The sequence below is a fragment of the Petrotoga miotherma DSM 10691 genome, assembly GCF_002895605.1.
GTDB lineage: Bacteria > Thermotogota > Thermotogae > Petrotogales > Petrotogaceae > Petrotoga > Petrotoga miotherma.
The window spans coordinates 18,505-41,430 of the sequence record NZ_AZRM01000004.1 but is presented as its reverse complement, the minus strand read 5'-3'; the positions used below and the strand labels follow the sequence as shown (position 1 = coordinate 41,430).

Below are 22,926 nucleotides of genomic sequence, written 5' to 3'. Positions count from 1 at the left end.
CCAAGTTTTTGATGGATTTTGGGGTCATAAATCTTGTTTTAGTTGACAAAAATGGGGTGTTGAGTAAAAATGCTCTAGAAAGCTGTTTGCATGAATATCACCAAGAATTAGCAAAGATAACGAATCCAGAAAATATAACCGGGAATCTCTCAGATGCTCTTTTTGGTGCGGATGTGTTTGTAGGCGTATCCAAGGGTAATATTTTGAATGAAGAGATGGTAAAAAAAATGAATAAAAATCCTATAATATTTGCACTTGCCAACCCTTTACCGGAAATAGATCCAATATTAGCAAAAAGCTTCGGGGCAAGTATAGTGGCGACTGGCAGATCAGATTATCCTAACCAAATCAACAATCTCATAGCCTTTCCAGGAATAATGAAAGGAGCGATAGAGGAAAAATCAAAAATAACTAAAAAAATGCTCCATTCTGCAATACTTGCAATTTCAAATTCATGTATTCCTACACCTAACAGGATTTTACCCGAAGCTTATGATAAAAGATTACATTTGAACGTATACGAAGCAGTTAAAAATGCTTCTAGTTCGAACTAATTGTTTCCATAATCCATTTGTGACTTCACTTTCTAATTTCTTTTGGACTTAGCTTGTACTACGAGTGGTCTTTTTCTATTTGATTTTTGCTTAAATATCTCTATTATTGCTTCAGCTTGTTCAGAAGGAACCGTTACAAAAGAAAATTTATCCATCACTTGTATATCTTTTATTTTTTTAATAGTTACACCAGTTTCCCTTTGAATGAATTCAGCAAGCTTTTTCGGTGTCATTTTACTTGAACTACCTAATGCAACAAATAACCTTTGGTCTTTGCCTTTTGAAGAGCTTTTAACTTCCTTTATTTTGTTATAATTTTCTTCTTTCAAGATTCCACCGTAAAAATACTTTAAAATAGAAGAAATTATTTGACTCGGCTCTTGGTCAGTTTCCTCTAAGATTGTTTCTGCCAAGATTTCGTAAATAGGATCTATATCTTTGGAAAGATTAGATATGATCTCATCTTTTATTTTTTCAACTTTTGCGTTAACAATATCTTTGGCTTGTGGTATTTTAGCTTCTTCTATTAAGGCTTTTGAGGAATGCTTGATGAACATAAATTTTCTATACTCGCTCGGTGTAACAAAAGTAATAGCTGTACCCTCATTTCCAGCCCTCGCAGTTCTTCCTATACGGTGTATGTAATTTTCTGGATTTTGTGGAAGAGAATAATTGATCACGTATTTAAGATTGTCTATATCTATACCTCTGGCTGCAACATCTGTGGCTATTAAAATTTTTATCCGTTTGCTCTTAAATCTGTCCATTATTCTTTCCCTTTGATTTTGAGAGACATCTCCATTTAGTGCTTCTGCTTCGTACCCTTTTTTGATTAATTGGTTTGCGATTTCTTCTGATTGGACTTTTGTTTTAGTAAATACAAGACCGTAAAAATTAGTGTCTATATCTATAAGCCTACTCAAAAGTTCTATTTTATCAGACTCAGAAATCATGTAATAAATTTGTTTTGCCTTCTTTACCGTTATGTCCTCTTTGTTTTCTTGAACTGTAGTTACGGTTTTAAAATTCCCCATATGCTTTCTAGCAAGGGTAATAATCCTTTGAGGCATCGTAGCTGAAAACATCAAAATTTGCTTTTCTTTATTAGTTTTTGAGAGTATCGTCTCCACATCTTCTATAAAACCCATATCTAGCATTTCATCGGCTTCATCAATGACTAAATACTTAATTTTGCTAATATCTAAAGTACCTCTGTTCAAATGGTCTATTATTCTTCCTGGGGTACCTACTACTAAATCTACTTTTCTCTTAAGGGTTCTGATTTGATTTCCGATTGAAACTCCTCCATACACGGGGAGAAGGTTCAATCTTTTGTTTCCCTTCAATGAGTCGATTTCGTTACAAACTTGTAAAGCTAACTCTCTCGTGGGAGTTAATACTAAAGCTTGAACGTCGTTTGCTTTCTCTTCTAATCTTTCAATTAGAGGTATACCAAATGCTGCAGTTTTTCCTGTACCAGTTTGAGCCTGACCGATTACATTATTCTTACCAGATAAAAGAAGGGGTATAACCTTTTCTTGGATAGGAGTTGGTTCTTCGTACCCTTTTCTATCAATCATGTTGAGTATGTTATCAGAAAGGCCCATGTGTTGAAATTTTGTCATGTTTTTACTCCTTTTTCTAATTTTTGGGCCAAAATAACCTTTTACATTATACCATAAGTTTCGTAAACAAATGGTATTTGTTTAATAATTTAAATAACAATTACCTTAAAAATCTTTTGTGTATCGAGATAATAAATATGATATAATTAACTGAAAACAGAGTTACACCATTAAAGAGGTGAAAAAAGAGTTGAAAGGATTTTTAGAAATCTTACTTCCTTTTGCAATAATTCTTTTGCTTTTTGGTTTTTCTTCACAAAAAGCCTCGGCAACAGCTCAGCCATCTCCTACACCAGCCCCAGAAATACCCTCATTTTCAGAAGAAGACGAAAATTTATTCGAAGTCACTTTTATAATCACTTCCGTTCCAGCAGATACACCAGAAGATGCTTCAATTTATATGATGGGAAACTTCAATAATTGGTTGGTGGGAGATGAAAATTATAGGTTTGAAAAAATGGATGATGGAACGTACCAATTAACTTTAAGAATGCCTCCAAATACTGAAATAGAATACAAATATAACCTTGGCAACTATGATTATATAGAGAAGGATTTCTTTGGGAACGAAAGAGAAAATAGAACTTACAAATTTGAATATAACTTCGATGAAGTGAGAAACGAAATAGAAAGCTGGTAGAAAAATGAGAAAGGTCTATTTATTTGACTTAAATCCAGAACATTTTAAAAACGTTGGAGATCTTGTACTTCCTTTTTACAACGAAGATCCTCTGAACTTTTTGTTTCTAGGGCCTTCTGGTTTTTACGTGAAGCAAGTGGCAGAATACGTTGCCTCACAAACAAAAAAAACTATCAATCGTGATGCCTTCAGGGTTATAAACCAATATGTAACTGAGACGCTAAAAACATACCAGCCACAATCTGTAATATTGGATAGAGATTTTTTGAAGGTATACATCGAAAACGAGATAATGGACTTAATAGAAGAAGAGAAGAAAGACGAAGAATTTTCTGAATATCTAAACGTTATATCCAAATCTCAAAAATCAGTTGAGTACATATTAGATATTTTCGAGAAAAAATGGGAAATTTCAAGGGTTGAAGATGAAGAAATCGTTGAATCCTCTGAAGAATACAAGTTGCTCGATGATTCTATAGATAACAATTCTAATTTGTACACACTTTACACTAAATTAGAAAAAAAACTCGAAGATATTTTAGAAACAAAGTTCGATATGTCTATTAAATATCAAAGAAATTATGATCCTGTTAGTGTGTATAAATGGTTTTATGAGATTTTACCTGCTAGATTGAAAGAAGAGGGGAAAAAATATATAGGAAAAAGGGTCGTTATTTCCGGATTTTTTGATATCTCTCCAGCTGTTAACAAAACTCTTAAAGCTTTCTTTGATCTCTTTGAAGAGGTTCATTTTATTACTTGGGTCAATATAGAAGACAGAAGTTTTGATTCAATAACTAACATACACAATTTTTTAAAAAAAGAAGGATTTGAATTCCAACCGAAAAATAAAGGGTTAAAACGGATTTTTGAAAATACCCATATTGATATCTTTCCCATGAACAACGATGTTTCTGAAATAGAAACTCTTACAAAAGAAATAAAAAGAAAATTGATAAGTGAGAATCTTTCTCCTGATGAATTGGGGATCGTTGTTCCCAATAGTTCAACTGCAAAATTATTGGCAGATTATTTGGAAGATGCCAAGGTACCTTACAGGTTCAAAAACGATGTTCCGCTAAACGAAAGTCAAATAGTTTTGATACTTCTTCAACCAATTAAAACGTTGGTAAGAGGTTGTGAGGTTGAAGATATCTTGGCGATGATTGAAAGTGGTTACGGGGGAGTAACTGAACTGACAATGGAGCAGATAGAACATTATTTAAAGCGACTGAACTTATTCTATGACATACAAAAATCCTCTCTCAAAAACCGAAAAGAAAAATGGATGAATACCGTTGAGAAAGAAATAGATAAAAGAAATGCTCAACTTAAAGGTACAGAAGAAATAGAAAGAATAAGCGAAGAACTCAAAGACTTAAATGAATTAAAAAAATGCCTTGGCAACATATTTTCTCTTTTAGAAAATATCCAGAAAAGCAAAGATCGAAAAAAGTACTTCAGTGTTTCTGATTACAGGGAGTTAGTGAAAGAATGGATAGATACTTACCTATCTCATTTCAACATACTGAAAACATACGAGGATGTACTCCCTATTGAGAGTCAATTAAATGCATTAAAAGCTTTTGAAGCACTAGTATTTAACGTCGAAGAAAATTTGGAGAAAATTCTAAAGTCAAATAAAAATTTAGGAATTGAAAAGTTCTACAAAATACTTTCTTCTCTTATTCAGATTGAGACGTATAGAGAATCCGAAAGGTACGATAATACACTAGAAATAATGAGCCTTGAAGACTCAAGATTTGTAAAGAAAAAATACAAATATTTTGTCGGTTTCACTGAAGAAAACTACCCTTCAATAAAGGTCAATCCTTTCATAACATCTATGAGTAACGAAGGGACCTCAATCGCCAAACATTCAGAAAAAATCAGTAGAAGAAACTTGTTTATCTCGATGATCTTCGCAGAAAATATCGTATTTACATATCCCAAAGCTAAACTAAGTGGTGAACCAATACTACCCTCTCCATACGAAAAAGAGTTTAGAAATAACTTTAAAAACGTTAAATATTCCCAAGAGTTTCTCTCTAAAAAAGAAATCCTACCAAAAGATCCCGAAAATATTTTCTCTGAAACAGAAGCTACTATTTATTATATATTGAACGGAAAGAAAGAATATTTACCTGATAAACACCACACTGATATTGAGAGATTAAAAAAAGAGATAACTAATCCAGGCTGGCAATTATATAAAAATACCGATCTTGGAGGGTTAAGTCATACAAAAATTACTACCTATGTGGATTGCCCTTTTAAGTATTACCTCGGAATTGAAGGCAGATTAAATGGAGATAAAGATTTTGAGAAGTTTTTTGATGGACTTATAAAGCACAGGGTGATGAAAGAGATATTTTCCAAATACAAAAATTATGAAGTTATGTCCCAAAAAATTCTCAACGAAGAAGAATTGAAAGAAGAGATAAAAAATATCATTGAAGATATTTGGGAGGATTATACTGACGATTTTTTACACACCTATGAAGCCATAGAAGACGTGGAAAGTGAAATAATAACAGAAGATATTTTAGAAAGTATAGAAGACATACATCAAAAGTATATCCATTTCAAAAAAGGTATAGATCTCACTTATTCTCAAGTTATAGCTACAGAGTTAGAGGTAAATTCAAAGATAAATATCGGGAATTTTCATGATGTAGACTTAACCTCTAGAATAGACAGGGTAGATCTTTTGAACGGTAACTACGCGTACCTTCTTGATGAGTTTGACGAACAGCTCTTACCAGGAGCATACTCAATTATGGATTACAAAAGGTCAAAAAATTTCCAAAGTGAACAATTGCTAATTTATTACCTAACCTTATTAAATAATGAAGAATGGAAAAACAAATTAGCAAATTCTGATGTATATCTAAAATTTCAAGTAGTATCAAAGAAAAAAGAGCATAAAAATAATAATTTTATAAAAATACAGAAAGGCCGGATTATATATAAAGAACACAAGTCTAGAACTAAGTATGTATCTTTTGATATTAAAGAATTCTGCACATGGTTAGAGAAAGTTTTTCAAAACATCAACAAATCTGATTTCACCCCTATAGCAGTAAAAGAAAGAGAAATAAGAAGGTTCTTAGAAGAAATGTATGATAAATACAATAACGCAAAAACAGGAGAAAAATATTACGATTGTTCTTCTTGCCAATTCAGAAGTTTATGCGAATTGATGCAGTACAAAAAAGATTTTAAAATAAACATAAAAAAATATCTTTGAAATAAGTCTACCATATGGTAGAATATTTTGCATAGAACAAAATAAAGGGGCGCTAAAAAGGCTTTTAGAATTTCTAAACACAGTAAAAAAATAACTAAAAATTGGAGGATGGAAATGGAAGAAGAAAGAGAACTAACCTTTTCAGACATACTCAGAATTTTTAAAAGAAGAAAATGGACTTTTCTAATTATTTTCCTCTTAACTATCTTTTTAACAGCGTTTTATCTGTTTTTCGTTGCAACTCCCACGTATGAAGCAAAGCAGGTTATAGAGTACAAATCAAGTTCTTCACAACCAAGTGTCTCTTTAGGGTCTATGTCTTCTGCAGCAAACTTGTTAGGAATCAGCCAACCCTCTGATTCAGGTTTAACTACCGAAATTGAAAGGATGAAAGCCGATTGGGTGTTAGCAAACGTTGTAAAAGAGCTCAACCTTGTAGAAAAAGCAAACGAAAACAAAGGGCTAATTGCTACATTGAGAGGTACAGAAGTAACAGAAAGAGACCTCATTGATTCACTAAAAGAAGGTATAAATATACAAAATGTTCAAGATACTAATATGATAGAAATAAGTTACCAAAGTTCCGATCCAACTATGGCTGCTTCGGTTGTCTCACTTGTGTATTCTTACTACACCGATTATGCAGAAAACCTTTATTTTGAGGATTCACAGTCTTATTTGAATCAAGTTGAAACGTTATTTGAAGATGTATCTCAGCAATATGATCAGATAAATAAAGAGGTTTTGGATTTCCAAACTAAAAATAAATTATTAGCCTCTTCCTCCACTTCATCTCAAACATTTGATAGTTTAATTAGTTATTATTCAGAAACCTATATGAATATACTAAAATTAGACGCCGATAAAAACCAATTAGAAATCAGGAAGCAGGCTATTGAAAATAATATTTTCAAACTGAGTCCAGAAACTAAAGAGTTTATACTAACAAACACAGAAAAAGACACACCTGTTAAGGATATAAAATCTAAATTAGTAAGTGACAGAATAGAATTAGAAACTTTAAAGTTAAATTCCCCTAGTTCTCCTAAAATTGGTGCTTTGGAAGCTGAAATAACCGTTTTAGAAAATGAATTGGAAAATAACCTTGAAGCAATTTTTTCCAACGATTTAAACTTTCTTGCATCTATCGATATGGGAACTTTTAATGAATACACTGGGATAATTACACAATTACAACTGTTTGATGTAACCAAGCAGGTGTATGAAAACATGCTTCAAGTTATAGATGATGAGATCTCGAAAAGCTCTCCCATTCTTTACGAATATTTTCTTTTAAAACAACAGCAAACTATCCTTCAAGCTAGATATAATACATTATTAAGTGCCTTAGAGCAAGAAAGGATGAAGGCATCACTATACGATAACAAATTCAAAGTAATAACCTCAGCCTACATACCAGAAAATCCTGTATCACCAAATACTACCCTCACTTTAGCTATTGGAGGGGTATTGGCAATATTCTTGGGAATTTTGGGTGTTTTTGTGAAGGAAGCAAACGACAAAACAGTGAAAGATCTATACGAATTTGAAAGTTTATTTGGGGTTCCTGACATCATTTTAGATGATTCAAACGATGCTGAGAAAATAGTTAATTATGTTTATAAAAAAGATTTTAAAAAGTTCGGGTTGCTATTTTTGGGAAATTTCTCAGTTGCCCAGAACCTATCTCAAAGAATTTACAACATCTTAAATACCGTAAAACCTAATAAAACAGAGTATTTTACTTCAAAGGAAAACGAAGATTACAAAGAAAAGTTTGAAAAATTTGAGAAGTTTAAAAATACAAACGAGGCTTTTATCATGTTTGACAATTTCAACAACGGTGATTATATACTATACAGAGATGATTTAGAAAAGATTATTATATTTATAGAAGAAAAAACAACAAACTTGGAAGATATAAAGGAGATTTTCAAAAAAGAAAAGGATCCCACCGTTGTTTATGTGAAAAAATAAAAGTTCAACTAAAGATTAAAGAAATTTCATTTATTTTGGTATAATGATTTTATGGGAGAATTTAGTATTCCTGCATGAAGAACGTTAAAGCTCCCCTAGGGGGTTAAATATGGAAAACGAGTTAACTTTCGAGGACATTTTAAAAATATTCAAAAAAAGATCCTGGTGGTTTTTGTTAACCGTAGTTGTAACGGTAGCAATTACCTTAATCTACCTTTTCAACGCTACTCCAATTTATGAAGCAAATACAACCTTGAAAATCGATTCCTCTAAATAAAGTTCGGTTGCAGATATTTTTGGCACACAGATGGGGTCAACTTCATCAAAGATATCGACAGAAATTGAATTGATAAAAAGTAGAAGAAACCTTGAAAAAGTAATCGACAATTTAAACTTAATGGAATATTTTCAAGCAAAAGCTGAAAATCCGGAAGATGTCACAAGAAACAGTGTCGTTCGTGCCCTGGAAGAAATGATCACTGTCTCACCTGTTAGCGATACAAATATCGTACGGATATCGGTTCAAAGTGAAGACAAGGAACTTGCAAGAAGCATCGCTAATAATTTAGCAGTTGTATATAACGATTTATTAAAAAGTTTGTCTCAAAACGAGTACACAGCAAGAAGAAGGTTTATAGAAGAGCAAATTCCATTAGCTGAAAGTGATTTGAACGCTGCTCAAGACGATCTTAGAAATTTTAAAGAGGAAAACAATATTTTTTTGTTAGATGAAGAGGCAAAATCAATATTACAATTTCTGGTCTCCTACGATCAACAGATAAACACTTATCAGATCCAAATGGAAGAAACAAAGATAAGATTGCAAACGTTGAATGACACCTTAAAAAGTATGGATCAGGAAATCATTTCATCTGAAACAATCTCGATAAACCCAGTCGTAAGTAATTTAAGAAATCAAATAGTAAATATACAGGTTCAGCTCGCAGGCTTGGAAGGTACTAAATCCCCATCTGATCCTGAAGTTTTGAGATTAAAGGAAGAGCTGAATCAAGCCCAAGAGATGCTAAAAAATGAGATAAGTACTATTGTAACTTCCCAAGTAAAAACCGCTAATCCAATGTATATTAGCTTGTATTCACAATTGATCCAAGAACAAGCCGGGCAGCAAGTTCTTCAAGGCACAATACAATCTTTAACAACGTTAAGAAACACATATCAATCCCAATTGAAGCAATTACCTGCATTGGAGCAAAGACTTATGAATTACGAAAGAGAGGTAAGAGTAAAAGAAAATCTTTATGTTCTTCTTTTAGAAAAATTAGAAGAGGCTAAGATTGCTGAAGCAGGTGTAATTGGGACTGCAAGTATAATAGACCCTGCCTTTGTTTCCCCAAATGCTGTTAAACCAAATAAAACTCTGACTGCCGCAATAGGAGGGATTTTAGGGATCTTTTTAGGTATACTTGTAGTTTTTCTCATCGAGTATCTGGATAAAAAGGTTAAAGATGAAAATGAATTGAAAATGATAGTTAAGGGGTACCCTGTTCTTGGTAGAATTCCTCATTTGCATGTAGACAACGAAACAAAAGATGAATTAATAGTATTAAGGGATCCAGTCTCACCAATCTCCGAAGCCTACAAGATGCTGGCTTCCAATATTAACTTTTCTAATGCTAAAGAACCTAATGTTATTACCTTTTCCAGTGGTGGCCCCGCTGAAGGTAAAACAATGACTGCTTCCAATGTTGCTATTTCTTACGCCCAAAGCGGTAACAAAACCTTGTTGATAGACGCCGATATGAGAAGACCCAGAGTTGAAAGGATTTTGAATTTAAAAAGTAAGAATGTAGGGCTAGTTAACCATTTATTGAGAGGAGTTTCTATAGAACAATCTGTAAAGAAGCCGTTTGAGTCTCTCAATAACTTTTTTGTTTTACCTGTTGGAACTTTACCTCCAAATCCTACCTCTATATTAACTTCAAATGAATTTAAAGATCTACTCGATAAACTCAAGGAGTATTACGATAAGGTCATTATTGATCTTCCACCAATAATGGTTGCTCCTGATGCTATGATTGCATCAAGATATTCAGATGGACTGGTATTAGTGACTCGATATGGACAAACTTTGAAACCAACTTTAAAAGCTGCGATTGAAAACATAACAACATCAGGGGTAAAACTCATTGGAACGGTTATAAATGATGTAAACGAAAAATCCTCTAATTATTACTACTATTACTATTATTATTACTCGGATGATGGGGATAAAAGCAAGACAAAGAAGAGAAGAAGAAAAACTAGAACATAGGGGGCCCATAAAGGGGGTAAAATAAAATGTATATCGACATTCATTGTCATCTATTACCTGGAGTTGATGACGGTGTAAAAACTATTGAAGAGACATTAAATGAACTGAGAAGGTATAAAGAAAACGACATTACCCATGTTATTTTTACACCTCATGTCAACCATCCTTCTGTTAAAACAGATATAACTAACATCAAAGAAGTTTATCAAAAGGTAAAAGAAAGAATAAAAAATGAAATTGGTTTAAGGACCTATCTTGCCTCTGAATTATATCTTACTCCAGATTACAAGGATTTTATTCCGTTTAATTCCTTCGTTTTGATAGAATTCCCAATACAACCTATGCCTATTTATGCCCTTGATTCGATATTTAATTTACAATTGGATGGTTATGAAGTTATTCTTGTACATGTGGAACGATACAAATGGTTATATGAACACAAAGACATCATTCAAAGAATGAGAGAAATGGGTGTACTCTTCCAAGTCAATTTTGAAGGGTTAAAAACTCAAGAAGGTAAGTATTATTATGATAATTACTTGGTGGATTTCTTAGCGACTGATAATCATGGAAGTTCGAATAGAGAAGAAGTTGATTTAAGTTTGTTCAAAAAATATTCCGAAATAACCAAAAATGCTTTCAATATTTTAGGAATAGTTCCTTAAGTTACTTATTAAAACGATTCCTCAAGTAACTAATTTTAAGTAATTCCTTATGGGGCGGTGGGCGGGAAAAGATAACACTTTTTTACATGATCCCTTAATTAGCTTTTTTGCATAATCTCTTAAAAAACTTTTTTAATAATTCCTTAAGCTACTTTTTATATTCCTAAAGTTACTTTTTAGATAATTCCTAAAGATACTTTTTAGATAATTCCTGAAGTAGTTAATTTTAGTAAATTCCTTATAGGGTGGTGGGCGGGAAAAGATAACATCTTTTGGAGGTGTCGGTAACGAAGCTCGAATTAATGAGCAAAGAAGAGTTTGAAATATACAAAAAGAAAATGTACGAAGAATATTCAAAAGTTTTGGCTGAGAATTTGTTGATTCCATACCAAGAAGCCTTGGTGAGAGCTGAGGATCAAATTGATACCATCTGGAACGAAGATATGAAAAAAGGGAAAAACTACGGTTATAATGTTATAAGCACTAATAATGAACACGTTGGAAGAATATGGGTTTTTGTCAATTACAGTTCTAAAAAAGCGTTTATATACGATATTAGGATTTTTCCTAAGTATCAAAAAAGGGGATTTGCAAAGAGCGCTATAAAAGAATTAGAAGAAATATTAAAAAAAGAAAAGGTAAAATTTCTTGAATTGAATGTTTTTGGGAATAACAAAGTTGCGTATAATATGTATAAAAACCTTGGATTCGACGAGACAAACATTAATTTGATGAAAGGGTTTCAAAAACAGAGAGTTGTTACTTTACCAAAATTTTTGAGGTTTTTAGAAACTCTCTTTTTAAAATCAGGATATAGAATAGTCGCTATCGAGATGAGAAAAAAATTAAAATAAAAAAACCTCCTGTACGGAGGTTTTTTAAGTTATCTTTGTTTACCTTTTAAATTAGAATTGTACGCCTGCGTAAACCTTGAATTTTGGTCTCCATTGGAACTCACTCTTATAAACTTCGTTGTAATCCTCAGCTAAAGTTGGCTTTTCAAATAGAACATCTGCGCCTACATTCATATTGAGGTTTTGAACTACGAAGTTTGCTCCAGCTCCACCACCGAAACCTAAACTGCTTGCTACAACCTTAGCATCTCCTAATCCCAATGAATAGTTAACCAAGCCTTGTGCATACATTCCAAATGGTAAGTCTGGGAAAAAGGCGTTTAAACTCTGTCTGTAACCGGCGTTGACACCTATAATCATTTGAGATAAGTCTGTAGCAACTTCACTTTCATCAACAAATTCTGCGGGAAAATAATAATCAAAAGAACCGCCGACTAACAAAGTTCCACCTTCTACACCTAATTCATCGTACAGATAATTTGCACCAACACTAACCCCATGCATCATTACAGCTGTTGCTATATCCGTCTCACTAGCCGCTACTGATGCATTCACATAACCACCTGTAACTTCGAATGCGGCGAAACTAAAAACAGCTAACATACCTACCAACAACGTTGCGAAAACCTTTTTCATCTTTGTTCCCTCCTCTCTGAGATTTTGTAGAAATTATTAAAAAAACTAACAAACATTTTGTCCTTTATTATATCATACTTATTTTATACCTTTAAGAAAAAATGAATACATTTTGTTGAATTTCGATGAAATCTGGCGTATTTTGTTTAAAAAGGTTAAGAGAAAGTATGTAATCTAATCTACTGTTTTTTTGAACAAAATTATTTGTTAAATCATTTTTATAAGAGTAATCGTTTTTATAATTTTTATTTTTGACGTTTGGATCTGATTTGATCAATTTGTCAGAAGGATTTTTGGATCGGTTATGGGATATACTTGCCATCGAATTAAAAGTCGAACTGTAGTCTTGGTTATAATTTAGATCATTCAATTCTTTAATTTTTATAGTGTAATCATCAGTAGAAGCTAAATGATAGACCCCTATGGTAATCTTGGGTTTTTTATTTTGATCCACTTCCATCTCGCCAATCAATTCCATTAAATTGAGATTACCATGAGTTGAAGAAACTAAAGACAAATTATCCAAATCGGTAAATCCAGTGTAAGACGTATTACTTGCAAAAGATGAAAAAACAAACAATAGAAAAATTAATAATATGCTAGTGAATTTTGTAGCTTTTATCATAATTACGTCACCTCCTGAAATAACCCATTGTACTATTTATGAAAACTTATATCTACGCCCTTTTAATTTATTCGATTTCAATGATATAATAGACTACATTCCTTAAAATTAGATTAAAAGAAAGGAGTAGTTGAAATGTTTGATCCATTAAAATTTGCTTATCCATCAAAAAGGATCCCTATTTATGCGAAAAACGGGATGGTGGCAACAACTAATCCATTAGCTTCTGAGATAGGTATAGATATTTTAAAAAAAGGTGGGAACGCGATTGATGCAGCTGTTGCGGTGGCAGCAGGTTTGACCGTCTTGGAACCTACTTCCAACGGCATAGGTAGCGATGCCTTCGCTATACTTTACAAAGACGGTAAACTATATGGGTTGAATTCCAGTGGATACGCTCCAAAAAATCTCACCTTAGAACTAATGAAAGAGAAAGGGTTTGAAAAAATACCTCCATATGGTTGGGAATCAGTTACTGTTCCAGGTGCTCCAGCTGCGTGGGTAACTTTGTCTGATAGATTTGGTGTTCTTCCTTTTGAAAGATTGTTAGAACCATCCATCAAATATGCAAGTGAAGGTTTCCCCGTTTCTCCTGTGACGGCAAAATCATGGCAGAGCGCTTTTAAAAGGTATAAAAAAGAATTAAAGGGAGAAATTTTTAAAACCTGGTTTGAAGTATTTGCCCCAAATGGGAACGCACCTGATGTTGGGGAAATTTGGAAATCTACTCATCACGCAAAGACTTTGGAATCAATTGCCCAGACAAAGGCAAAAAATTTTTATTCTGGAGAACTAGCTCAAAAAATTTTAAGCTTTTCAAAAAAGACGGGAGGCTACTTTTGCCAAGAAGATTTAGAAAGTTTTGAACCTATATGGGTGGAACCACTTGGTGTAAATTACAGAGGATTCGACGTATGGGAATTACCACCAAATGGACAAGGTATAATTGTTTTGATGGCTTTGAATATACTAAAAGGGTTTGAAATGAGATGTAAAGAAGATCCAGAAAGTTACCACAAACAAATAGAAGCCTTAAAGTTGGCTTTTAGCGATGGATTGAAATATATTACTGATATAGAAGAGATGAAAGTATCAGTAGAATCGCTTTTATCAGAAGAATATGCAAACCAACGAAGGAATCTTATTGGTGAATATGCACTATTACCAAAAGCAGGAGATCCCTATTCTGGAGGAACGGTTTACTTTGCAACTGCGGATAAAGATGGAAATATGGTTTCTTTCATTCAAAGTAACTATATGGGATTTGGCTCTGGAATAGTGGTTCCGAATACAGGGATAAGCCTTCAAAACCGAGGAACAAGCTTTTCTTTGAATGAAGAGGATCACAACTGTTTAAAACCATTAAAAAGGCCATACCATACCATTATACCCGGCTTTATAACAAAAGAGAACAAAGCGATAGGACCTTTTGGAGTTATGGGAGGGTACATGCAACCACAAGGCCATTTACAATTCCTTAATAATTTTATCGATTTTCATTTAAATCCTCAGGCAGCCTTGGATGCTCCAAGATGGCAATGGGTGAAAGGCAAGGAAATTATGGTAGAAAAAGAATTTCCAAAGTATATCCTTGAGTCTTTAATAGATAAAGGCCATCAAATAGAAGTTTCATTAAATTCCTCTAATTTTGGAAGAGGACAATTTATATATAGAACAGAGGATGGTGTGCTGATAGGGGGCACCGAACCAAGGGCAGATAGTAACATATCTTGCTTTTAAAAGAAATTTAATGCAAATTCCAAAAAGAGTCTAAAAAATGGTGGTACAATATAGTTAGACAAGCTAACTATATTGAGGTGAGTAAACTGACACGAAAAGTTATTAATTTGCTTATTTTTTCGTCCATAAGTAGCTCTTTTTGGGCAATTTATAGGGTTGTTTTTAATTTATTTTTGAGAGATTTGGGTTATACAAATCAGTTCATTGGTCGAATGACCTCTTTTGAAATGCTTGGTGCTGCTATCATTGGGATTTTAATAGGGATCCTTGGGGATAGAATCGGAAAGAAAAAAATGATCATTATATCTTCCATAAGTTTTGGCATTCTATTATTGATAAGAAGTACTTTCCCCTATAAAAATATTTTATTAGTTCTTGGATTTTTAAACGGTGGATTCATGACCTCTAGAAGATTACTCTTGGATTCATACCTGATGGATGTTACAGATAGTTCAATCCGAGGAGCTGCTTTTGGATACAATTTTGCTATTTTTATGGCTAGTGGTGTTTTAGGAAACTTCATAGGTGGTTTTATGGGAGAATATTTGGGTTTAAGGTTGACTCTTTACATAACAGGAATATGCTATGCCATATCACCCATATTGTTAAAAAATTTACCCAAAAGCGTTAGAGATAAAAGAGTCACCCTTCAAAAAGTTTTAGACTTTTCCCAATACAACAAAGAAGAAAAATACATTTTGAAGTACTATCTTTTAAGAACAGCGGCGATATCCTTTGGAGCGGGATTGTTTGTTAATTTTGGAAATATTATATACAAAGATTTATTCAACATGTCCCCTTCCTTGATAGGTATATCTCTGTCAATTGCACAATTCGGCGCCGCTGCTGGCTCTGCCCTTTCACCAGTACTTGGCAAAAGATTTGGCCCTTTTAAATATACGTTCATTTTAAATGGGATAGTTATTCCGTTGATTATAAGTTTGGGTTTTATCCGAAATCCTTTTATTTTTATTGGTATTTACGCTTTGAGATTCACTTTTATGAATATGACCAACCCTGTGGAAACATCCTCTGTTTTGAGTGCACTACCAAAGAACAGAGTCACATCGATATATAGCCTGAGGAATGCTGCCAATTTTTTGACAAGGTCTTTGGCTGCATTCATATTCGGAATAGTAAGTTTACTACCAAGTGGTTATACTTACTTGTTCTTAATTAGCTCCGTGTTTTATACCGCGGCACTGATTTTTATGTATAAATTATTCGTTCCTTTGAGGAAAAACGGCATTTTACATCAGTTGTACAGTAATAATTCATGACAAACGCTTTAATATTACTTCTCTTTTAGGGATTGAAGACTGGGCTCCTTTTCTTTCAACAGAAATTGCGGCAGCGGTATTGGCAAAGTTAAGGCTTTTCTGTAAATCCTTTGTTTCTGAAAAGGCTACGGCAAAGGCTCCATTAAAGATGTCTCCAGCACCGGTACTATCAACTGGGTTTACTTTTAGGGGTTCAATTTTCCCTAAGTTTTCATCTTCATCAATGTATTTAACCCCTTTATCTCCCATCTTCACAATTAAATTTTTTACCTTACTAATTCTTTTAAATTCAAGCATTGATTTAGCAAGGTTGTTTTCGTCGAAATCTATCTTTTCTTTTTCACAAAGGAACATAAACTCTTTATCGTTGGGGTTTAAGAAATCTATACCGTTTAAACTTTCCATCTTTGTACTTCTAACAGGAGCGGGATCGTAAATAACAGTTATTCCTTTTTCTTTTAACTTAGAAATAGCATACTCAACGCTTTGGATGGGAATTTCATTTTGCAATAAACAAATATCTATTTCATCACCATATTTATCAAAAAACTTATCTATTTTCTCCTTATCCACCTTATCATTGGCACCTGAGAAGATAATTATTCTATTCTCACCACTGTTCTCGACCTCTATATAAGCCCTACCTGTTTTTTCATTCTTTTGCACGTAATAACCTTCTATTTTATACTTTTTAAAGTTTTGAGAAATTTGATTCCCATATTCGTCATCACCTAGGCAACTACAAAAGTAAACAGGCTTTTCAGATAACTTAGCGACTGCAACGGCTTGATTTGCCCCTTTACCGCCAAAATAAAAGTCTAACGAAAGGGCTTTTTGGGTTTCTCCAGGAAGTGTAAAATGTTCAACGTTGAATACAATATCCATGTTACTGCTACCAATAACAGCGATCATTGGCCTATCTCTCCTTTGAATAATTTCAGTAAAAGGGGCATAACGCCCCTTTTTAAGTTATTTTGTTACTAATTGAAGTGGAACGGGGAAGTAAATTGTCTCTGTACTCAAATATTCATAAGCTTTTTCAACTGCCAGTTCTCCCATTCTGTAAGGTTGTTGAGCTATTGTTGCACTAAGTTCACCTTTTTCAACAGAAGCTAATGCATCGGGAGTGGCATCAAATCCCACAACAATGATGTCTTGTAACTTACCAGCAGCCTTTATTGCCTCCAATGCACCCAAAGCCATTTCATCGTTATGAGCAAAAACGGCGTCTACGTCTGGATAAGCCTGAAGTAGGTTTTCCATAACGGTTAATCCTTCAGCCCTATTGTAGTTTGCTGTTTGTCTGGCTACGACTTCAATACCAGGATATTTCGATATTTCTTCGTTGAAACCTTGGCCTCTTTCTCTTGCAGAAGAAGTTCCCGGAACTCCGACCAATTCTATGACTTTTCCTTTTCCTCCTAATTGTTCCGCAATGAAACTACCTGCCATCCTTCCTCCAGCAATGTTGTCTGAAGCTATGTGAACTAGAACTTTTCCACCATTTGCACTTCTATCAACAGTTATTACTGGGATTTTAGCGTCGTTTGCTTCTTCAATAGCTGCTACAATAGCGTCGCTGTCAGTAGGATTTACTAAAATCATGTCGACTCTTTGTAATATCAGATCTTCTATATCGTTTAGTTGCTTTGCTGGATCGTCTCGGGCATCAACTACCAACAGTTCTATCCCTAATTCATTAGCTTTATCTTCTGCACCGTTTGCTAAGTCTACAAAAAATGGGTTGTTTAATGTTGAAACCGATAAACCTATCTTTACTCCAAAACTAAACGTTGAAACAAACAACACTAACAATACAAATACTAATACCTTTCTCATCTTTCTCTACCTCCTTTGATATGTTTTTAGAAAGTTTAAAAACGGGGTTTAGCGCCCCTTCGCCCCGCTCCCCACCCATAAGGAATGGGGGGAGTTTTGTACTTTCACTCCGCGGCAAGCTGCTAAATGTTTTTATTCCTCTTTTTCTGAAAGAACAGCTAACAGTATTATGACTCCTTTAACTAAATCTTGATAAAATGGGGAAATATTCATCAAGTTCATTCCGTTGTTAATTGTTCCTAGAAGAAGGGCACCAAACAACGTTCCTAACACTCCACCTTTTCCTCCAGCTAAACTTGCTCCGCCCAAAACGACTGTTGCTATTGCGTCAAGTTCATACCCTTGTCCAAAAGTGGCTTGAGCACTGTTCAATCTTGCTGTCAAGATTATAGCGCTGATCGCACTAAAAAGTCCACTCAACATATAAACAATGGTTTTATATCTATCCACGTTTACTCCACTGAGTTTTGTGGCTTCTTCATTTCCTCCAATTGAGTATATATACAATCCCAACTTTGTCTTTTTTAGTATGTAAAGGGAAAGAAAAAATATACCTAACATGATCAAAATGGGCACAGGTATCCCAAATATATCCCCTCTACCCAAAAATCTAAAACTATCAGGAAAAATCGAGATTGGGATGCCTTCAGTGTATGCTAAGGTTAAACTCCTTCCTATAGCCATTGTAGCCAAAGTTACAATGAAAGGCTGGATCTTGCCTTTCGAGATGACAATTCCATTAAATGCCCCTATCGCTGCACCAATTAATAATCCTACGATTATTCCTAGTAGAACTCTCCCATCTTTGACTATGGAAGCCATAACAACTGCGCTAAGCGCAAAAGTTGAACCAACAGAGAGATCTATTCCCCCAGAAATTATTACAAGTGTCATTCCGAAACCGATTATAGCCATTATTGAAACTTGTCTAATAACATTAACTATATTATAGAGATTAAAGAAACTGTCTGTAAAAATTGAAAGTACCACAAACAAAATGATAAAACCAACGAGGGCGGGATTTTTTCTCATAAAATTTAAGAGAGTTTTAAACAAGCTCAACCAACCCCATTCCAGCTTTTAGTATATTTTCTGGTGTCATTTCTTCCTTTTCCAATAAAGCCGTTTTTCTACCTCTATGCATTATCAGAACTCTGTCACATAACCCCAAAATTTCCGGAATCTCTGAAGTCACTAAAATCACTCCTATTCCTCTATTAGCTAAATCGTTTATAAGCTTATAAACTTCTATTTTAGCTCCAACGTCTATTCCTCGAGTAGGTTCTACAAGGATAGCAATTTTTGGTTGTTTTAACAAAAATTTTGCTAATACAACCTTCTGTTGATTTCCGCCAGACAAGTTTTTCACCTTCTGTTTGTCAGACGATACTTTTATATTATATTTTTTGATCTGATTTTTAGTCTCTTCTGTAGCTTTTTTCCAATCAATATTGAAAATAGGAGCGAATTCTTCAGCATTGGGAATAGTTATGTTATCAACAACAGTCAAAAGCTGAACAAGCCCTTGAGATTTTCTGTCCTCAGGAACCAAAACTATACCCTTTTTCAACGCCTGAGAGGGAGTCTTAAGCTCTTCTACCTTTTGGTCATCTACAATAAAGTTTTTGAAGGTTGATTTGTATGCTCCAAAAAGCCCCAATGCCAGTTCAGATTTTCCACAACCAACCAATCCTGTTATTCCAAATATTTCCCCTTCCCTAACTTCAAAAGAAAGTGGATAAACCTTACCACGAATTTCAAATTCCTCAACTTGTAGGACAATTTTATCTCTTACCTTATTAAATTTAGGGAACATATCTTTTATTTCTCTTCCTACCATCATCTTTATCAGGTCATCTTGGTTTAGCTCTTCTAAATTTCCAGAACCCACCAATTTACCATCTCTAAGGACGGTTACCCTATCGGCAATTTGATAAACTTCTTCGAGTTTGTGGGTTATAAAAATAATAGAAATCCCCTTTTCTCTAAGATCCCTCATAACCTTAAATAAAGTTCTTGTTTCGTGTTCAGTAATTGTAGCGGTAGGTTCGTCCATAACGATAATTTTGGCTTGTGATGCTATAGCCTTCGCAATTTCCACCAACTGTTTTTCTGATACATTTAGCTTAGAAACCTTTATTTTTGGATCTATTTCAAAATCAAGCATTTTAAGATATTTTTTTGCTTCGATAGCCATAGATTTAAAATCGATATTTAAGAAATTGCCTTTCTCTTTTCCTAAAAATATATTTTCAGCAATCGATAAATTTTCAGCTAGCATTAATTCCTGGTGTATTATGGCTATTCCTCTTTTTTTTGCTTCTATAGGTGATCGAAAGATTACTTTTTCCCCATTTAAAATTATCTCGCCACTATCTGCCTGATAAATCCCACCAAGTATTTTGATTAACGTACTTTTGCCAGCTCCGTTTTCTCCAAGTAGGGCATGTATTTCTTTTTCTTTTAAGTTGAAACTTACTTTGTCAAGTGCTAAAACCCCTGGGAAGGTTTTTGTAATATCTACCATTTCTAATAACATTAAAAAATCACCCCTGAAATCAATATAATGTTTGAAAAGGGGGTACATTCTCCAGTTCTTATAAAAAATTTGGAATTTTTTGCTAGATCTTTAAACTCTTCATGTGCTTTTTTCTCTATCTCAATATTTGAAAATATATCGATCACTTTTTGATAATTTTTAAGATTATTTACTTCCATCTCATCGGCAATAATCACTTTCTCAACTTCTAATTCGTATAAAACCATTTTTATGGAATCAATAAAATTTGGTATACCTTTATCAAAAACTAAGTCAACAAATGTAGCTTCTTTTGGTATTGGGTAACCCATATCAACTATACTTAACATATCTTTATGTCCCATTGAGGCAACAAAGTATGATATCTGAGAATTGAATATGCCTTGCTTTTTCAACTTAATTTCTCCTCCTCGTACTTTCTCGAATTATTATTTCGTTCTCAAACTGTTTTACAGGAGTGTGATCTGATTTCCTTGAAAGTATTGTAAAGATCATTTCTCCGGCCGTTTTTCCCATTTCATAAATAGGTTGTTTCACAGTAGTTAAGGGTGGAGAGAACATTTTACTAAAAGCAATGTCATCGTATCCAGTAACGCTTACATCATTTGGCACTTTCAAGCCCTTTGATTTAAAATGTTCTATAACTCCATAAGCCAACAAATCATTTGCACATACTACAACGTCGGGAAGATTTTTAATCTTTTTAGCCACCGAAAGCCCCGATTCATGGGTGTACTCTCCCTCGTATATTTTGTAATCTATCTTATATTCATTTGCAAAATCTTGGAAGGCTCTTAATCTTTCAGCTGCGCTGAATATTTCTTTTTGGCCGCTTATAAATATGAATTTTCTGTGATTTGAATTGTATAGGTATTCCAGTAATTTATACATTGCGTTGTAGTTGTTTGAACAAACGTAAGAGAATTTATTGTTTTTAATGACCCTGTCTATGAAAACGGTTTTAACATTCCTATTTATGAGATTTTCAACATGGTCACCTATGCCTGAGTACAAAATCCCATCGACTTTCTTTTCGATTAATGTTTTAAATAATTTTTTTTCTTCAACAATGTTGTTATCCGAATTGCATATCATCAAAGAAAAGCCTTTTGATCTTAGAAAATCTTCTGCTCCTCTTACTATAGTTGCAAAAAAGGGGTTGGCAATATTTGGGATGATTATACCTATTGTCTTTGTGTATCCAACTCTTAAACTCCTGGCAAGAGAATCAGGATAATAATTAAACTTTTCAATTGCCTTTAAAACTTTTTCTTTCGTTTCTTTTTTTACCGGTAAGGAACTGTTTACCACCCTTGAAACAGTTGATATGGAAACCCCCGCTTCTTTTGCTATATCTTTTATAGTTATTTGTTTATTCATAAAAACCACCTTGTTACAATTATTATGCAAACGTTTTCGAAACTGCTTGTTTTAAGTATATCTCTAAATAATTTAAATTGCAAACTTGATTATGGGGGATTAGAAGAAATTAGACGGAATTATAGTCGATTAACTTGATTTTTCTTTTGTTTTCTTAATTTTATTCATTTTTCTTCTTTACTTTTGTTGGAACTGTATAAGAATAAGACTACCAAAGTGATCAAATAAGGTAACATGGAAGTGATTTGTGGTGGAATATTGAAGTTTTGAAGGGTGAAAGTTACACTCTCAAAAAATCCGAACAGTAAAGACATTAAAAGTATTCCTAAAGGACGACCTTTTACCAAGATTATTATAGCCAAAGAGATCCATCCTCTACCGTTTGACATATTTTCACTGAAAAGGGTAACATAGCCTAAGGATAAGTATGTTCCACCCATGGAAGAAAGTATACCTGAAAGTAGTATAGAGGTAAATTTCATTTTATTAGGGTTAATGCCTAAAGATCTTGTGGTTTCTGGATCTTCCCCTGTTGCTCTAAGTCTGAGACCGAATTTCGTGTGAAATATTATAACTTCTAGCAACAAAGCTAAAAGTATTGATACGTAAACAATAAAGGGATGATTGTTCAATATTTGTGAGAGTATAGGAATTTGATTTAAAATAGGTATATCCCATGTTGGAAGAGATTCTATCCTTGGAGATATGAAAGCACCTTTTACATCGAAGATGTTCCTTAAAAGATACGTAGTTCCGCCCAAAGCGAGCATATTTATACCAATACCAGTTAAGAATTCGTCTGTTTTAAGAGACAACGCAAATGCTGAAAAAATCAGAGCAACAACAGCTCCGGAAATCACTGCAAACAACATACCCATTGCCCAACTTTGAAAAAGATAGCTTCCCAAAACTCCGAAAAAAGCCCCGATGAGCATCATACCTTCCATAGCAATGTTGAATACGTTAGCGTAATAGGTAAAAGTCCCCCCCAACGCTGCAAGGAGTATAGGAGTTGCGCTACTAAAACTGTCTCTAATTAATAAAGAAATT

20 protein-coding genes are annotated in these 22,926 nt (G+C 33.7%); 10 read left to right on the top strand and 10 right to left on the bottom strand.

Annotated features, from left to right (window positions below; genetic code table 11):
• Positions 1 to 554 (top strand): malic enzyme-like NAD(P)-binding protein (locus tag X928_RS00480; RefSeq protein ID WP_281255708.1); only part of this gene is annotated, 554 nt, incomplete at its 5' end.
• A 32-nt stretch (positions 555 to 586) separates the two neighbouring features.
• Here X928_RS00480 and X928_RS00475 read toward each other — a convergent pair.
• Complete coding sequence (locus tag X928_RS00475; protein ID WP_103078015.1) at positions 587 to 2,179, bottom strand: DEAD/DEAH box helicase; 1,593 nt, start codon at positions 2,177 to 2,179, stop codon at positions 587 to 589.
• 190 nt (positions 2,180 to 2,369) lie between these two features.
• On the opposite strand from X928_RS00475, the gene X928_RS00470 reads away from it, so the two are divergent.
• The 7 genes from X928_RS00470 (at position 2,370) to X928_RS00445 (ending at position 11,837) form a co-directional block, all read left to right on the top strand.
• On the top strand, positions 2,370 to 2,819 hold the full coding sequence (locus tag X928_RS00470; RefSeq protein WP_103078014.1) for an early set domain-containing protein: 450 nt from the start codon (positions 2,370 to 2,372) through the stop codon (positions 2,817 to 2,819).
• 4 nt (positions 2,820 to 2,823) lie between these two features.
• Positions 2,824 to 6,069, top strand: coding sequence for a PD-(D/E)XK nuclease family protein (locus X928_RS00465; RefSeq protein ID WP_103078013.1), 3,246 nt, complete (start codon positions 2,824 to 2,826; stop codon positions 6,067 to 6,069).
• A 114-nt stretch (positions 6,070 to 6,183) separates the two neighbouring features.
• Positions 6,184 to 8,046, top strand: a complete 1,863-nt coding sequence (locus X928_RS00460; protein ID WP_169926240.1) for a GumC family protein — start codon at positions 6,184 to 6,186, stop codon at positions 8,044 to 8,046.
• 109 nt (positions 8,047 to 8,155) lie between these two features.
• Positions 8,156 to 8,323 carry a Wzz/FepE/Etk N-terminal domain-containing protein gene (locus tag X928_RS10210; protein WP_245857136.1) on the top strand — a complete coding sequence of 56 codons (168 nt, stop codon included), beginning with the start codon at positions 8,156 to 8,158 and terminating at the stop codon, positions 8,321 to 8,323.
• A 30-nt stretch (positions 8,324 to 8,353) separates the two neighbouring features.
• Positions 8,354 to 10,318 carry a GumC family protein gene (locus tag X928_RS00455; RefSeq protein ID WP_245857135.1) on the top strand — a complete coding sequence of 655 codons (1,965 nt, stop codon included), beginning with the start codon at positions 8,354 to 8,356 and terminating at the stop codon, positions 10,316 to 10,318.
• A 26-nt stretch (positions 10,319 to 10,344) separates the two neighbouring features.
• On the top strand, positions 10,345 to 10,983 hold the full coding sequence (locus tag X928_RS00450; RefSeq protein ID WP_103078011.1) for a tyrosine-protein phosphatase: 639 nt from the start codon (positions 10,345 to 10,347) through the stop codon (positions 10,981 to 10,983).
• A 302-nt stretch (positions 10,984 to 11,285) separates the two neighbouring features.
• Positions 11,286 to 11,837 carry a GNAT family N-acetyltransferase gene (locus X928_RS00445; protein WP_103077375.1) on the top strand — a complete coding sequence of 184 codons (552 nt, stop codon included), beginning with the start codon at positions 11,286 to 11,288 and terminating at the stop codon, positions 11,835 to 11,837.
• 51 nt (positions 11,838 to 11,888) lie between these two features.
• On the opposite strand, the gene X928_RS00440 is transcribed toward X928_RS00445, so the two are convergent.
• Positions 11,889 to 12,473, bottom strand: coding sequence for an outer membrane beta-barrel protein (locus X928_RS00440; protein ID WP_103078010.1), 585 nt, complete (start codon positions 12,471 to 12,473; stop codon positions 11,889 to 11,891).
• Between the two features lie 91 nt (positions 12,474 to 12,564).
• Positions 12,565 to 13,098: a hypothetical protein gene (locus X928_RS00435; protein WP_103078009.1), complete on the bottom strand. Its 534-nt coding sequence runs from the start codon at positions 13,096 to 13,098 to the stop codon at positions 12,565 to 12,567.
• Positions 13,099 to 13,233: 135 nt separating this feature from the next.
• Here X928_RS00435 and X928_RS00430 point away from each other — a divergent pair, with 135 nt between their 5' ends.
• Positions 13,234 to 14,838 carry a gamma-glutamyltransferase family protein gene (locus tag X928_RS00430; protein WP_103078008.1) on the top strand — a complete coding sequence of 535 codons (1,605 nt, stop codon included), beginning with the start codon at positions 13,234 to 13,236 and terminating at the stop codon, positions 14,836 to 14,838.
• 77 nt (positions 14,839 to 14,915) lie between these two features.
• Positions 14,916 to 16,118, top strand: a complete 1,203-nt coding sequence (locus tag X928_RS00425) for an MFS transporter (RefSeq protein ID WP_245857134.1) — start codon at positions 14,916 to 14,918, stop codon at positions 16,116 to 16,118.
• Here X928_RS00425 and rbsK read toward each other — a convergent pair.
• The 7 genes from rbsK to X928_RS00390 all read right to left on the bottom strand — a co-directional run bounded on the left by rbsK (position 16,113) and on the right by X928_RS00390 (position 22,913).
• Positions 16,113 to 17,030 (bottom strand): ribokinase, encoded by a 918-nt coding sequence (gene rbsK / locus X928_RS00420; RefSeq protein WP_103078006.1) that lies wholly within the window; start codon positions 17,028 to 17,030, stop codon positions 16,113 to 16,115. The genes X928_RS00425 and rbsK overlap by 6 nt on opposite strands.
• A 57-nt stretch (positions 17,031 to 17,087) precedes the next feature.
• Positions 17,088 to 17,957 carry a ribose ABC transporter substrate-binding protein RbsB gene (gene rbsB / locus X928_RS00415; RefSeq protein WP_103078005.1) on the bottom strand — a complete coding sequence of 290 codons (870 nt, stop codon included), beginning with the start codon at positions 17,955 to 17,957 and terminating at the stop codon, positions 17,088 to 17,090.
• A 132-nt stretch (positions 17,958 to 18,089) separates the two neighbouring features.
• Positions 18,090 to 18,989 carry an ABC transporter permease gene (locus X928_RS00410; protein WP_103078017.1) on the bottom strand — a complete coding sequence of 300 codons (900 nt, stop codon included), beginning with the start codon at positions 18,987 to 18,989 and terminating at the stop codon, positions 18,090 to 18,092.
• Positions 18,990 to 19,005: 16 nt separating this feature from the next.
• The gene (locus X928_RS00405) at positions 19,006 to 20,496 is read right to left on the bottom strand and encodes a sugar ABC transporter ATP-binding protein (protein ID WP_103078004.1); all 1,491 of its coding nucleotides are present in this window, start codon (positions 20,494 to 20,496) and stop codon (positions 19,006 to 19,008) included.
• The gene (gene rbsD, locus X928_RS00400) at positions 20,496 to 20,891 is read right to left on the bottom strand and encodes a D-ribose pyranase (RefSeq protein ID WP_103078003.1); all 396 of its coding nucleotides are present in this window, start codon (positions 20,889 to 20,891) and stop codon (positions 20,496 to 20,498) included. The genes X928_RS00405 and rbsD overlap by 1 nt, the downstream gene beginning before the upstream one ends.
• 1 nt (position 20,892) lies before the next feature.
• Positions 20,893 to 21,876 carry a LacI family DNA-binding transcriptional regulator gene (locus tag X928_RS00395; protein WP_103078002.1) on the bottom strand — a complete coding sequence of 328 codons (984 nt, stop codon included), beginning with the start codon at positions 21,874 to 21,876 and terminating at the stop codon, positions 20,893 to 20,895.
• Between the two features lie 164 nt (positions 21,877 to 22,040).
• A complete protein-coding gene (locus tag X928_RS00390) occupies positions 22,041 to 22,913 on the bottom strand; it encodes an ABC transporter permease (RefSeq protein WP_103078001.1) in 873 nt (290 codons plus the stop codon).
• Positions 22,914 to 22,926 lie beyond the last annotated feature (13 nt).

Coding starts and splice junctions, on each gene's coding strand:
- X928_RS00475 (WP_103078015.1), bottom strand. CDS start 2,179: ATGACAAAATTTCAACACATGGGCCTTTCTGATAACATACTCAACATG.
- X928_RS00465 (WP_103078013.1), top strand. CDS start 2,824: ATGAGAAAGGTCTATTTATTTGACTTAAATCCAGAACATTTTAAAAAC.
- X928_RS00460 (WP_169926240.1), top strand. CDS start 6,184: ATGGAAGAAGAAAGAGAACTAACCTTTTCAGACATACTCAGAATTTTT.
- X928_RS10210 (WP_245857136.1), top strand. CDS start 8,156: ATGGAAAACGAGTTAACTTTCGAGGACATTTTAAAAATATTCAAAAAA.
- X928_RS00455 (WP_245857135.1), top strand. CDS start 8,354: ATGGGGTCAACTTCATCAAAGATATCGACAGAAATTGAATTGATAAAA.
- X928_RS00450 (WP_103078011.1), top strand. CDS start 10,345: ATGTATATCGACATTCATTGTCATCTATTACCTGGAGTTGATGACGGT.
- X928_RS00445 (WP_103077375.1), top strand. CDS start 11,286: ATGAGCAAAGAAGAGTTTGAAATATACAAAAAGAAAATGTACGAAGAA.
- X928_RS00440 (WP_103078010.1), bottom strand. CDS start 12,473: ATGAAAAAGGTTTTCGCAACGTTGTTGGTAGGTATGTTAGCTGTTTTT.
- X928_RS00435 (WP_103078009.1), bottom strand. CDS start 13,098: ATGATAAAAGCTACAAAATTCACTAGCATATTATTAATTTTTCTATTG.
- X928_RS00430 (WP_103078008.1), top strand. CDS start 13,234: ATGTTTGATCCATTAAAATTTGCTTATCCATCAAAAAGGATCCCTATT.
- rbsK (WP_103078006.1), bottom strand. CDS start 17,030: ATGATCGCTGTTATTGGTAGCAGTAACATGGATATTGTATTCAACGTT.
- rbsB (WP_103078005.1), bottom strand. CDS start 17,957: ATGAGAAAGGTATTAGTATTTGTATTGTTAGTGTTGTTTGTTTCAACG.
- X928_RS00410 (WP_103078017.1), bottom strand. CDS start 18,989: ATGAGAAAAAATCCCGCCCTCGTTGGTTTTATCATTTTGTTTGTGGTA.
- X928_RS00405 (WP_103078004.1), bottom strand. CDS start 20,496: ATGTTATTAGAAATGGTAGATATTACAAAAACCTTCCCAGGGGTTTTA.
- X928_RS00395 (WP_103078002.1), bottom strand. CDS start 21,876: ATGAATAAACAAATAACTATAAAAGATATAGCAAAAGAAGCGGGGGTT.